12 protein-coding genes are annotated in these 12916 nt (G+C 62.4%); 6 read left to right on the plus strand and 6 right to left on the minus strand.

The window, feature by feature from the left end:
- Positions 1–73: 73 nt before the first annotated feature.
- Both R8L07_01510 and R8L07_01515 read right to left on the minus strand, forming a co-directional pair.
- The gene (locus R8L07_01510) at positions 74–763 is read right to left on the minus strand and encodes a DsbA family protein (GenBank protein MDW3204190.1); all 690 of its coding nucleotides are present in this window, start codon (positions 761–763) and stop codon (positions 74–76) included.
- Positions 764–863: 100 nt separating this feature from the next.
- A complete protein-coding gene (locus R8L07_01515) occupies positions 864–1409 on the minus strand; it encodes a DUF721 domain-containing protein (protein ID MDW3204191.1) in 546 nt (181 codons plus the stop codon).
- A 59-nt stretch (positions 1410–1468) separates the two neighbouring features.
- Between R8L07_01515 and mutY the strand changes: the two genes are divergently transcribed.
- Together mutY and R8L07_01525 are read left to right on the plus strand one after the other, a co-directional pair.
- Positions 1469–2518, plus strand: a complete 1050-nt coding sequence (mutY, locus tag R8L07_01520; protein ID MDW3204192.1) for an A/G-specific adenine glycosylase — start codon at positions 1469–1471, stop codon at positions 2516–2518.
- Between the two features lie 25 nt (positions 2519–2543).
- A complete protein-coding gene (locus tag R8L07_01525) occupies positions 2544–3947 on the plus strand; it encodes a mechanosensitive ion channel (GenBank protein ID MDW3204193.1) in 1404 nt (467 codons plus the stop codon).
- 3 nt (positions 3948–3950) lie between these two features.
- Here the strand turns inward: R8L07_01525 and R8L07_01530 are convergent, their stop codons facing one another.
- Complete coding sequence (locus tag R8L07_01530) at positions 3951–5561, minus strand: thiamine pyrophosphate-binding protein (GenBank protein MDW3204194.1); 1611 nt, start codon at positions 5559–5561, stop codon at positions 3951–3953.
- A 437-nt stretch (positions 5562–5998) separates the two neighbouring features.
- Here R8L07_01530 and leuA point away from each other — a divergent pair, with 437 nt between their 5' ends.
- Complete coding sequence (gene leuA / locus R8L07_01535) at positions 5999–7672, plus strand: 2-isopropylmalate synthase (GenBank protein ID MDW3204195.1); 1674 nt, start codon at positions 5999–6001, stop codon at positions 7670–7672.
- Between the two features lie 168 nt (positions 7673–7840).
- Positions 7841–8518 carry a hypothetical protein gene (locus tag R8L07_01540; GenBank protein ID MDW3204196.1) on the plus strand — a complete coding sequence of 226 codons (678 nt, stop codon included), beginning with the start codon at positions 7841–7843 and terminating at the stop codon, positions 8516–8518.
- A 136-nt stretch (positions 8519–8654) separates the two neighbouring features.
- Here the strand turns inward: R8L07_01540 and R8L07_01545 are convergent, their stop codons facing one another.
- Entirely contained in the window at positions 8655–9395 is a 741-nt protein-coding gene (locus tag R8L07_01545) for an SDR family oxidoreductase (protein MDW3204197.1), read from the minus strand.
- 136 nt (positions 9396–9531) lie between these two features.
- Here R8L07_01545 and R8L07_01550 point away from each other — a divergent pair, with 136 nt between their 5' ends.
- On the plus strand, positions 9532–10140 hold the full coding sequence (locus R8L07_01550; protein MDW3204198.1) for a TetR/AcrR family transcriptional regulator: 609 nt from the start codon (positions 9532–9534) through the stop codon (positions 10138–10140).
- On the opposite strand, the gene R8L07_01555 is transcribed toward R8L07_01550, so the two are convergent.
- Positions 10130–10852, minus strand: a complete 723-nt coding sequence (locus tag R8L07_01555; GenBank protein ID MDW3204199.1) for a hypothetical protein — start codon at positions 10850–10852, stop codon at positions 10130–10132. The genes R8L07_01550 and R8L07_01555 overlap by 11 nt on opposite strands.
- Entirely contained in the window at positions 10849–11223 is a 375-nt protein-coding gene (locus tag R8L07_01560; protein ID MDW3204200.1) for a DUF4170 domain-containing protein, read from the minus strand. Before R8L07_01560 ends, R8L07_01555 begins: the two co-directional genes overlap by 4 nt.
- A 148-nt stretch (positions 11224–11371) precedes the next feature.
- Here R8L07_01560 and R8L07_01565 point away from each other — a divergent pair, with 148 nt between their 5' ends.
- Entirely contained in the window at positions 11372–12889 is a 1518-nt protein-coding gene (locus tag R8L07_01565; protein MDW3204201.1) for a UbiD family decarboxylase, read from the plus strand.
- Positions 12890–12916 lie beyond the last annotated feature (27 nt).

Below are 12916 nucleotides of genomic sequence, written 5' to 3' on the forward strand. Positions count from 1 at the left end.
TAAGGCAATACGGATTCTCCGGGAAGAGTCGAGTCGTTCCCGGAGCCCGCTGGAATCGCGAAACGATTCGGCGTCAGTTCAATTCGCTGTCGATGATCTTCTGGAATTCCGAGAAAGGCTGGGCGCCGGAAACCTTCGATCCGTTGACGATGAAGGTCGGCGTCGAGGAGATCTCGTGCAGATTCGACCAGACCTGACGCTGTTCGCGAATCGCACGGAACAGTTCTTCGTTCTCGAAGCAGGCCTGAATGCTCTCTTCCGACATGCCGGCAAAGCCGCCGAGACGCGCCAGTTCGCCGACAAGATTTTCCGACCTGGCCCAGCTGCGCTGCTGCAGGAACAGCAGGTCGACCAGCGCGAAATACCGGTCTTCCGGGGCACAACGGGCCAGCAGAGCACCCAGCGTCGCACCGTCGTCCAGCGGGAAATCGCGCAGTTCCAGCTTCGCCTTGCCGGTATCGATGTAGGTTTCCTTCAACTGCGGCAGCGTCTCGCGGTGGAACGCCGCGCAATGCGGACAGGTGAGCGAGGAATATTCGATGATCGTGACCGGCGCGTCCGGATCCCCCAGCACCCGCGGCTTGATCAGCGGGTTCGTGTCCGGCGATGCGGCGGAAGCGTCCGCGTTGGCCAGATTGGAATCGACCTGGCTGGCGATCGGGGCTTCCGGAGACCGGTTCACGTAGTAGATCAGGCCGCCAATGGCCGCGACGACCGCGACGACAACGACAGGAAGAGCGGCTTTGTGCTGGAACAGGCTCATGGACGCGATCCTCACCCTCGCATTGAATCATGTCCGGCTTACCTATGGACTTCCCGCGTCGATGGCAACCCTCACATGGCGCAAGAACGGGGACGCGGCGTCACTTTTGAGCGTTCCGGCGCAGAATCCCCTCCCCCAGGCGCCGCAGGATGACCCGCAGCTCCGGATCGTCGACACTCTCCAGCCGGCGATCCAGATCGGCCAACTCCCGGGAATCCGCGGGCCGCGGGGGCGGCTTGCGTTGTTCGGTGCGCCGCGACGTCGCCGGAGTCCGGGTCGGTGGCGCCTGAAGCAACTTGATTCCCGCCACCGCGCGATAACCGAAATGTGAATTGATGCGGTCGACCAGAACCGGCTCGAGATGCTGCAACTCGGTCGCCATCGGTCCCATCGCGCGGATGTGCAGTGTCCCGCCATCCCGCTTCCCACGCGGAAAGGTCAGGCGGTCCGGATGGGCATGCCTGGACAGATCGGTGCCAACGATCATCGGCCATTCGTTCAGGATGCGGGCATCCATGAATCCACGCTTGCCGACGGCCTTTCGGGCCAGCCTGGGGACAATGGCGGCCAGCGACTGGGTGCCGCCGTAACGCATGTCGTCCGTCTTCTTTCGCTTGTCCTTCGGCGCGCCGTCGTCTTTGGTCATGATCGATTCCGGGGTTGCGGGGGCTGGTCTCTGCGCCGCCGCCGATTACACTGTGAACCATGGCTGTCCAATCCGAAACCGATATCGCACCGGCCCTGCTGTCCTGGTATGACCGGCACGCCAGAAAGCTGCCCTGGCGCGCGCCGCCCGGCCGGGTCGCGGACCCGTACCATGTGTGGCTGTCCGAAGTGATGCTGCAGCAGACGACCGTAGCGACAGTCGGCGAATACTTCCGCCGCTTCCTGTCCCGCTGGCCGACTGTCCGCGATCTGGCGGCAGCCGATCTGGACGATGTCCTGACGGAATGGGCCGGCCTGGGCTATTACGCCCGGGCCAGAAACCTGCACAAATGCGCGATCCGTGTCGCCACAGAGCGTGACGGACAGTTCCCGGACACGGAGGACGCCCTGCGCGATCTGCCGGGAATCGGCCGCTACACCGCCGCGGCCATTGCCGCCATCGCCTTCGACCGGCCGGCCGCCGTGATGGACGGCAACATCGAACGGGTGACAACCCGGCTTTTCAACATCGAAACGCCGCTGCCCGATTCCAAACCGGCGCTTTACGACTTCGTGACTGCGATGACGCCGACGCATCGCCCCGGCGATTTCGCCCAGGCGATGATGGATCTGGGCGCAACCGTCTGCACGCCGGGCCGTCCGAAGTGCATGCTGTGCCCGCTGACGGATTTCTGTAGCGGGCAGTCGATTGCGGAGACGTTGCCACGCAAGAAGCCGAAGAAGCCCAAGCCGACCCGGCGCGGCGCCGCCTTCTGGATCGAACGCGATGATGGGGCGATCCTGCTGCGCCGTCGCCCGGAAAGGGGGCTGCTGGGGGGCATGATGGAATTCCCCGGCACGGATTGGACGGAAGCCGGCAGCGACGCGTTTCACGATACCGGGCTGCCCGCGATGGCGACCGTTACCGGAATGGCCGGCGCGATCCGGCACACCTTCACCCATTTTCATCTGGAACTGACCGTCTTTCGCGCGCGCGCAATTGACGAAACCGTACCCTCCGACTGTACTTGGTGCCTGCCGGACGGACTGGGCGATCGTGCCCTGCCGACGGTCATGCGCAAGGTCGCCAGGGCCGCCTTGTCCGACTGACCAGCTGTTCAGGAGTTATTCGCCCGTGTCCCGATCCAGTACCGAACAAATCGCGCAATCCGGGGAGGCGAAGACACCGGTCCTGGACGCTGCCACGGGCACGATGAGCCCGCCGCCGGCCACCGGAACCGGATGGACAGGGGTCGACAGTCTGGCGGATTTCTGGGCGCTGGTGCGCGAGGTTTGGTCCTATGGCGTCGGCGGCATTGATCTGGGCGAGATCCTGGTCGCGCTGACGATATTCTTCGTGTTCCTGATTTTCCGTCAGATCTTCAGTCGCTTCGTGTTGCATCGGGTTGAGGTTCTGGCCGAGAGATCGAGCAACCGGCTGGACAATACGATCACGACCGCGCTGGCCGGTCCGATCCGCATGATCCCGGCGGTGATGGGCGTCTTCTTCGCCACCGAATACCTGTCTCTGAGCGGCACGGCACAGGATATCGCGACCTCACTGAACCGGTCGCTGATCGTGCTGGTGCTGTTCTGGGGCTTCTACCGGATGGTCGATCCCCTGTCCTTCCTGCTGAACCGGGTCGAGCGCGTCTTCACCTCCGCAATGGTCGAATGGCTGATCAAGGCGATCAAACTGATCATCGCCTTGATCGGGGTCGCGACGGTGCTTGAAATCTGGGGCATCCAGGTCGCCCCGATCATTGCCGGGCTGGGCCTGTTCGGCGTTGCCGTCGCACTAGGGGCGCAGGACCTGTTCAAGAACCTGATCGCCGGGATCCTCATCCTGACGGAAAAACGCTTCTCCATCGGCGAATGGATCCGTGTCGACGGTGTGGTCGAAGGCACCGTGGAATCCATCGGCTTTCGCTCAACCTTCGTCCGGCGCTTCGACAAGGCCCCTGTCTTCGTCCCCAACGCGCAACTGTCGGACAGCGCGGTCACCAATTTCAGCCGCATGACCCATCGACGCATCTACTGGATGATCGGCGTCGAATACCGGACCACGGTGGCACAATTGAAGGAAATCCGAGACGGAATCGAGGCCTACATTCTGTCCCAGCCGGAATTCGTCCCGCCGGAGCGGGCGACCATGTTCGTGCGTGTCGATAGCTTCAACGCCAGTTCCATCGACATCATGCTGTATTGCTTCACCCACACGACGGTCTGGGGCGAATGGCTGGCGATCAAGGAAAAGCTGGCCTACGCCATCAAGGACATCGTGGAGGAAGCGGGAACCGGCTTCGCCTTCCCCAGCCAGTCGCTCTACATAGAATCCGTCCCGGGCGAAGCGCCGGAGGCCTTCAATCCGCCCACCGCTGGGAAAAACTCGGCGAAGAAGGCGGAAACGAAGAAGGCAGGCTCCAAGAAATCGGGATCTAAACGGATCAGTGCAAAACGGGTCGCGGCCCGGCGCGCCACGCGCAAGGGCTCGGACGGTCCTTCGGGCGACGGAGAGGACGAGGGCGAGGACACCTGATCGTCACAGGACCCCATCGTAGGACCGGCGGTCGATTTCGCAGACGATCAAGGTGAATGTCTCGGCGGACAGAGCGTCCTTTACCGCCGCCGCGAGTGCCGCACGATCCCGAACGGTGGCGCATTCGCCGCCAAACGCCTTTGCCAGGGCGCCATAGTCGTAGCCGCCTGCGAAATCCACGCCGGCATTGCCCAATTGCATGCCGCGCTGCTTCAATTCGATCAGGGCCAGGCTGCGATCGGAGAACACGATGACGGGGATCGGCAGGCGATAATCGGCAAGGGTCGACAACTCCCCCAGCACCATCATCAGTCCACCGTCGCCGGTGAAGGCGACAACCGGCCGGGCCGGATCGGCGATCTTGGTACCAATGGCAAGTGGCAGGGCACATCCCATCGTGCACAGCCCCATCGACTGCAGCAGGCTGCGCGGTTCGAAACAGCGGTAGACCTGGGAAAGCACAATCCGATGAGCCCCGGAATCGACCGTCGCGACGGTATTGCGCGGCACCGCGGTGCGAACCGTATCGGCGATGGCGCCTGGCCCCCATTCCGCCGTCGCACCATTGGACTGCCGAAGCCGGTCGCGCATCCCGGTCGGGGCCTGATCGGGCCAGGTCGCACTGCCGGTCATGCCGCTCCTCAGGAGATCCAGGGTGCGGCCGATATCAGCGACAAAACTGACCGTGGCCTGATGCATGTACTGATCGTTCGGCCGGGCGACGACTTCAATGACATCGGTTTTTGCCGGATTCCACAGATTGCGCCAGCCGACACGCATCTCGATCGGATCGTATCCGGCCAGCAGAATAAGATCGGCCTGTGCGACGAGCGGCTTCACGACGGCATCGGCGGACGGCGACAGGGCCGCGGCGCAGACGACACAGGCGTGGTCCTCCGGCACCAGCCCCTTTGCCTTATAGGTCGTGATCAGCGGCACATTGAGCGTTTCGCAGAACCGCCGCACGGCATCGCCCGCATCGTCGCAGACCGCGTCGAACCCGGCGATCATCAAAGGCCGCCGCGCCCCGGACAGCATGGACTGCGCCCGCGCCAGCTCCGGCCCCTCTGCGGGCACGGACGGCGACGGCTCCGGATGCCGCAGCGCATAGCCGACACCGCATTCGGCTTCGGCCACGGTAATCGGCACATCGATGAAGACAGGACCGGAGCGGGGCGACATTGCAGCCTGAACCGCCTTTTCGGCGGCCTCTCCCGGGGCCTCCGCCGTCAGGGTGAACACCGCCTTGCAGATCGGATCGAAGACCTTCGTATGGTCCAGGACCTGATGGGAATAGGTCAGTCGCTCGGCCGGATCGACGCAGCCGGCAATGGCGATGAGCGGAACCCTGTCCTGCTCGGCATTCGCCACCACGTTCACGGCATTCAGGATTCCGGGTCCGACCGTGCCCAGAAGAATGCCCGGCGCGCCGGTCCGGTGCCAGGTCGCCTCCGCCATGAAACCGGCCGCGTTCTCATGCTTTGCCAGAATGAAGCGAATGCCGGCCCGCTCCATCGCATCCAGCAGGGTCAGAACCTCCCCCCCCGGCATACCGAAGGCAAAGCGGCATCCGGCCTCGTAGAGGCGTCGGGCGAGTATATCGGCGGCGCGCATGGAACCTCCCTCTATCGTTTCCCGGTGCTACTTTTCCGGTGGAAGCGGAGCGGCGCAAGCCGCTTGACCGCGCCCGCAGCCATCGATAGCCTGATCCCATGACGACTTCCGGCGGCATGCTGCTTCTATCGAAGCTACTAGGCCACGCTCTAATCTGAGCGCGGAAGGGGCCCTTTTGCCCTTCCTCCGACAGCCTGCCTCCCCCTTCGGAAAGACACCGTCGTCATGACCCCGCACCCGATTTTCATTACCGCACCGTCCCGCAGCCTTTCCCTGCAGGCGCTGGCGCGACTAATTCACGGTCGTCGGTCCGCCCGCGGCAGACCGATGGCCGTAGCCCTGCCGCGAAATCCGCTTCAAACCATGGACACCGCGCCGCCCGGCGCCTAGAAGAACCGGGCTGGCGCGGCCAGAAAGAGCTTCAGGAGGACCCCGTTATGAACCGCATGCCCGTAGATAAATACCGCATGTACGACCGGATCGATCTGCCCGACCGCCAGTGGCCCGGACGGGTGGTCGACAAGCCGCCGATCTGGTGTTCCGTCGATCTGCGCGACGGCAATCAGGCCCTGATCGAACCGATGGGGCCGGACCGAAAGCGCCGCATGTTCGAACTGCTGGTCCGCATGGGCTTCAAGGAAATCGAGATCGGGTTCCCGGCCGCGTCCCAGACCGATTTCGACTTCACGCGAGAGCTGATCGAAAAGAACATGATCCCCGAGGACGTCACGGTGCAGGTCCTCACCCAGGCGCGCCCGCATCTGATCGAGCGAACCTATGAATCGCTGAAGGGTGTCCACCGGGCAATCGTCCACGTCTACAATTCGACCTCCACGATCCAGCGCCGCGTCGTCTTCCAGCAGGACCGCGACGGTGTGAAGCAGATCGCCATCGATGGCGCAAAGCTGGTACGGGAGCATGCGGAAAAGAACCCCGGAACCGATTGGCGCTTCCAGTACTCGCCGGAAAGCTACACCCAGACCGAGCCGGACTACGCCCTGGAAGTCTGCGAGGCGGTGATGGATGTCTGGGAGCCGACACCGGAGAAACCGATCATCCTGAACCTGCCGGCCACGGTCGAGGTCGCGCCCCCGAACGTCTATGCCGACGGCATCGAATGGATGCATCGCAACTTCACCCGGCGCGACAGCCTGATCCTGTCGGTTCACCCCCATAACGACCGGGGTTCGGGCGTTGTGGCGGCGGAATTCGCCCAGATGGCCGGTGCCGACCGGGTCGAAGGCACGCTGTTCGGCAACGGGGAGCGGACGGGCAATGTCGACATCGTGACCCTTGGCATGAACATGGTCGCAACCGGTGTCGATCCGCAGCTCGACTTCACCAACATCCCCGAGATGCGCAAGATTGTCGAATACTGCAATCAGTTGCCGGTCCACCCGCGCCATCCGTATGGCGGCGACCTCGTCTTCACGGCTTTCTCCGGCAGCCATCAGGACGCCATCAACAAGGGCCTGAAGGCGATGAAGGATTCGAACAGCGGTATCTGGGATGTGCCCTACCTGCCGGTCGATCCGATGGATGTCGGCTCCTCCTATGAGGCCGTGATCCGGGTCAATTCGCAGTCCGGCAAGGGCGGCGTCGCCTATATCCTGGAGACCGATTACGGCGTGCGCATGCCGCGCAACCTGCAGATCGAATTCTCGACCATCGTCCAGACCATCGCCGACGAAACGGGCAAGGAATTGGCACCCCAGATGATCTGGGACAGCTTCGAGGAGGTCTATCTGAACAACGAGACCCCCTATGCCTTCGTCGATCACCGAACGACAGCGGATACTCATGCCTCGGAACTGCGGTCCATCCTGGCTATCGTCAAACGCAATGGCGAGGAGGTCTCGCTGCACGGTAAGGGCAACGGTCCGATAGACGCCTATGTCAACGCCCTGAAGGACGACGCCGGCATCGAGATATCGGTGATGGACTATTCCGAACACGCCATCGGCGAAGGCGCCAACGCCATGGCCATCGCCTATGTCGAGGCCCGCACGGCCGACGGCAAACGCCTCTACGGGGTCGGCCGCCACGCCAATATCGTCACCGCCTCCCTGAAAGCCGTGACCTGCGCGGTCAACCGGGCGAGCGCGTTGTAATCACGCCAGGAACGCGGCCCGCCCCTTCCAAAAGGAAGAGCGGGCCGTTTTCATTATTTCGACAGCATCTGCCCAACCTACCGGTCGCGTGTTCGTATCGGTCAGGCGCTAATGCGTTTCATACTCGCGAGTTTCTATATTGGCGACGCAATACAATTGGGGGCACGTATGAGTAAGGTTGCAGCCATTCTGTTCAGCATTGCTGCACTCGCAGGATGTAAACTTAACTACTGGAATGTCGATCCCACCACCAAGGGTCCTACCGATTGGGCGATTGTGGTATTTTCAGTGGGTGAACACGGCACGGATACCGAATGGGTCGCCGACAATGGCCCATACATGTGGTGGTGCCGCATAGTCGACGAGTTATCCGACCTTACCCATGTGGGCTTTATGTCCAGGATCGACGTGGCCGACCAAGGGATTGGATATCGTGCGTTCGAAATCAAGCCCGGAACCTATGTCTTCTCGTATTTTGGAATTGGCTGGGGCGGAATACATGCCACTTTCCGCGACGATCAAACCCATAGCTTTGCCGTAAAAGCTGGCGAGGTTGTCTATCTGGGCCACTTTGAATGGGAAGTCCTACCCAAGAGCGAACTCAAGGATCCTGAGCGTCCGCCTTTTCTCACAACGAGTTCTGGCGAAAAGTTTTGGGAGGCTCCAGCGCTATACTCGCTGGAAGACCGATACCAGGAGGCGGTCGACTGGGTTGCGGCGAACTATCCGGGTCTTTCGGGAAAAGTACAGAAAAGATTGGTAACACAAGGGTTTCATCCTCGAGCAGGCTTCCATACATACGAGGATGCTCGGGAAGAAGGATGGGGGAAATTCGTTTGCCGCTAAGGTTGGCAAACAGTGCTCCGCCTCCCACTGTCTGTGACAAGCTGAAAGCCCTCACAGTCAATCTGAATTGCGTTGGCTAAGCGGGCCGCCCCGGATGGTCTTCCGGGGCGGTTCCGTTTTTAATCCGTCGAGGTCTTTAATGCGGCAGCATCTGGCCGATCTGGCGTTCGACCGCTTTCGGGTCGGCGCGCAGGCCGCTGTGCAGTTCCAGCGCCTGGGCGTCCGGATAGATGTCCTCGCTGCCGACCGCGATTCCCTGAAGGACCGCGGCCACAACGTCCTCCGGGGACGTCTTGTCGATATCCAGCGCCTGGGCCATGTCGGTATCGACCGGTCCTGGATAGACGCCGACGACCTTGGTACCGGACTCTTTCAGTTCCGCCCGGATCGCCTGGGTCAGGGAATGCACCGCCGCCTTTGACGCGCTGTAGGAGCCGAGCAGCGGGAAATTCACATGGGACGCGATGGAAGCCAGATTGACGATCATCCCGCCGCCGTTCCGCGCCAGCACCGGCGCGAAGGCCCGCACCATGTTCAAGGTTCCGAAATAGTTGGTTTCCATATCCGCCCGTGCCGCCTCGAGGCTGTCCGCCTGGATGAACCCGGCCAGGGCCGCGGTGCCGGCATTGTTGATCAGGATGTCGACATCGGCGTGATCCGCAGCCGCGGCGGAAACCTGATCCGCATCGGTGATGTCCAGGCGTACCGCCCTCACCCGTCCGGACCCGTTGGCAACCAGGTCATTCAGCGATTCAGGCTTGCGCGCGGCGGCCAGGACCTTGCCGGCCCCCGCCTTCAACAGGGTTTCCACAAAGGCCCGGCCGATGCCGCGATTGGCGCCGGTAACCAGGATCGTCTTGCCATGGAAGGAATTCATTCTCATTTACCTCCGAAGTCAGGCGGCAGGTTATTTCCTACCGTTCGGTACATAAATGGGTGCTTGAACTTCGGGTTCAACGCTTCAAAATACCGTTCGGTATAAAAATTCCATTTGACGGGAAGAGTCCTCCATCATGGTTCGCGGACGACCAAGAAAGACCGACCCCGATTGCGCATTGGCAAGCGCCATGCAGGTCTTCTGGACCAAGGGTTTCGAAGGGACGTCGCTGGCCGACCTTGTCGAGGCGACAGGCATGGCGAAACCCAGCCTCTACGCCACTTTCGGCGACAAAGAGGCACTCTATACCAAGGCGCTGACGCGCTACATGGAAGGGGTCGGGGACGAGATTCTGGGCCGGATCGGCAGCGACGACCGCCCCATCCGCGCAGTCATGCGCAGCTATCTGGAAGACGTGGCGGACCGGGCGACCGACCGGACGGGTCCCTGCGGCTGCTTCGTCGTGAACAGCATCGTCGATGCGGAAAACCTGCCGGAACAGACCCGGCGCATGATGGATCTGGCAAAAGAAAAGCGTTCAGCGATCATGGTCCAGGTCTTCGACAAGGCCAAGGCGCGGGGCGACCTGCCGTCGTCGTCCAGCTCCATGGCGCTGGCCGACTATTTCTGGGGGCAGACCCTGGCGATCGCCCTCATGGCCCGGTCCGGCGAAAGCCGCGATTCCATCGGTCGCTTCATCGACCTCGCTCTCGCCGTTCTGGGGCCGGAACCGGTCAGCGGCTGATCACCGTCACCGGATAGTCGAAAGGAACGGCATCGCCTGAAATCCGGTCGCTGATGTCCTGCCGATATGCCTCGTCGCGGACGAGGTCCAATACGAAAGTATCCGCATCCTGACGCGCCGTGACGCGCGCCCGGATCAACTCCAGCACCTCGCCCGTCGCGGCCGCGGGATGCTGACGGCCGGAAGCCTGTACCGCCAGCAGGGGGATGGTGCCGCCATCCTCCGACACCAGATGGCCGCGTGTCCCGACATAGCAGAAGGCGTGATCTGCTCCGCCGCCGGTCGACAGTTCCAGGGATACGCCGTCGAGCCGCGCATAGACGTAATTGGCGGCGCTCATCTCGCTGTCATGCATGATGGTGAGCTGCGCGGCATCAAGCCAGGTTATGGCGATGTTCACCGTCACGCCCGGCACCCGCTGCAGCATCGCCGGCACTGCGCCGTATGACGTGATATGGGCCGCATAAACCACGTCGAAATCGGTCAGCCTAGCGGCTTCGACCGGGATTCGGTGATCGCCCAAATGCGCGAATTTCTGGTGCAGTCGCTCCGGCGCCCGGTTGGACCCGAAGGCCAGAACCGGTGTCCGTCCGGCCCGGTCCTCCGGTGCGAAATCCCGGACTTCACCGTGATGCCAGGTGTAGCTGCCCGATGGCGCTTCGTAGGGATAGGTCCGCGCGCGCCGAAGGATTTCGGCGGTCGCGTCGCTCAAAGTTTTTCGATCCGGAAGCGGGCGTAGGCGTCGTCGATCGCGGCCATGGATTGCGCCTTCCATTCCCGCTGGGCGTCGTCATAGGTCTCGAACGGCCCGAACTTCCTTTCCTCTCCGCCATCCGCCAGTTCATGGAAATTGGTGTCGGTATAGACGCCACCGATCACCCAGTATTCCTCATGACTTTCCTTCTCGATGGAGTAGCGCGCGTGGGCGTCGTCCACCGTCTCCATCGCCTTGGCGCGCCAGACAGCCTTGGCCTGTGCGTAATCGTCGAATGGCCCCAGCCGCGTTTCCTTGCCGCCGCTGGCGATATCCGTGAAACCTGTATCGGCGTATACGCCGCCGACGACCCAATAGCGTGCGGACATGGAGCTTCTCCCGCCTATTGAAAATGCGCGCTCTATTTCGCACAGACGCACCGGCTGCTCAACCGGAACAGGGTGTCTATTCCTCGACACCGGTAGGCTTATCCGATATCGCATTGATCTGACATCGACATGCCCTAGAACGGAACGTATGCCCTATTCATCCCTTCGCGACTTCTTGGAGATGCTGGAAAGCCGGGGTGCTCTGCACCGGGTGACAGCGCCGGTTTCGACCGAACTGGAAATGACTGAGATCCAGACCCGGCTGCTGAAGGATCGCGGGCCGGCCGTGCTGTTCGAAAACCCGACCGTGTCCGGCGGCAAGCCCTCGGAGATGCCCGTCCTGGTCAATCTTTTCGGTTCGGTGGGACGGGTCGCGTTGGGCATGGACCGGACGCCGGAGGAACTGCGTGCCGTCGGCGAGACGCTGGCCTTCCTGCGCCAGCCGGAACCTCCGGGCGGCTTGAAGGAGGCGATCGGACTTCTGCCACTGGTCAAGCAGGTCCTGGCGATGAAGCCGAGAAGCGTCAGCCGCGCCCCCGTTCACGAAGTCGTTCTGCAGGGCGACGAGATCGACCTGTCCCGCCTGCCGGTTCAGACCTGCTGGCCAGGTGAGCCGGCGCCACTGATTACCTGGCCCCTGGTCGTGACGCAGGGCCCCAATCCGGGCGGCGACAAGACGGATGCATTCAATCTGGGCATCTATCGCATGCAGGTCACCGGCCGCGATACGACACTGATGCGCTGGCTGAAGCATCGCGGCGGGGCCCAGCACTACGCCCGCTGGAAGAAGCAACGCCCGGAGCCACTGCCCGCCGCCGCGGTGATCGGCGCAGACCCGGGCACCATCCTGGCGGCGGTGACGCCAGTGCCCGATACCTTGTCCGAATATCAGTTCGCGGGTCTGCTGCGCGGCAAGAAGGTCGACCTTGTCGACTGCAAGACGGTACCGCTGAAAGTGCCTGCCGAGGCGGAGATCGTCCTTGAGGGCCATGTCATGCTGGATGAATACGGCGACGAAGGCCCCTATGGCGACCATACCGGATACTACAACTCGGTAGAGCCCTTCCCTGTCTTCAAGGTCAGCGCCATCACCATGCGCAAGGACCCGATCTACCTGTCGACCTTCACCGGCCGGCCGCCGGACGAGCCATCGATCCTGGGGGAGGCCCTGAACGAGGTCTTCATTCCGCTGCTGCAGCAGCAATTCCCGGAGATAACGGATTTCTGGCTGCCGCCGGAGGGATGTTCCTACCGCATCGCGGTGATCTCCATGAAGAAGGCTTATCCCGGTCATGCCAAGCGCGTCATGCTGGGTGCCTGGTCCTATCTGCGCCAGTTCATGTACACGAAATGGCTGATTGTCGTGGACGACAAGATCGACGCCCGCGACTGGAAGGATGTCATGTGGGCCATCTCGACCAAGATGGATCCCGCCCGCGACATTACCGTGATCGAGAACACGCCCATCGATTATCTGGACTTTGCTTCGCCGGAAAGTGGCCTTGGTTCCAAGATCGGGCTGGATGCGACCGACAAATGGCCGCCGGAAACCAAACGAGAATGGGGCGAGGAAATCCGGATGGACCAGGCGGTAATCGACCGGATCGACAGGCTGTGGCCCGATCTCGGTTTGCCCGGCGACGGCAAGAGCATCTGGAAGGCATGACACGGCACAGCCGCTTCGAATAGAGTT

Source organism: Alphaproteobacteria bacterium, from assembly GCA_033344895.1.
In the GTDB taxonomy this organism is placed as follows: Bacteria; Pseudomonadota; Alphaproteobacteria; order UBA8366; family Aestuariispiraceae; genus Pacificispira.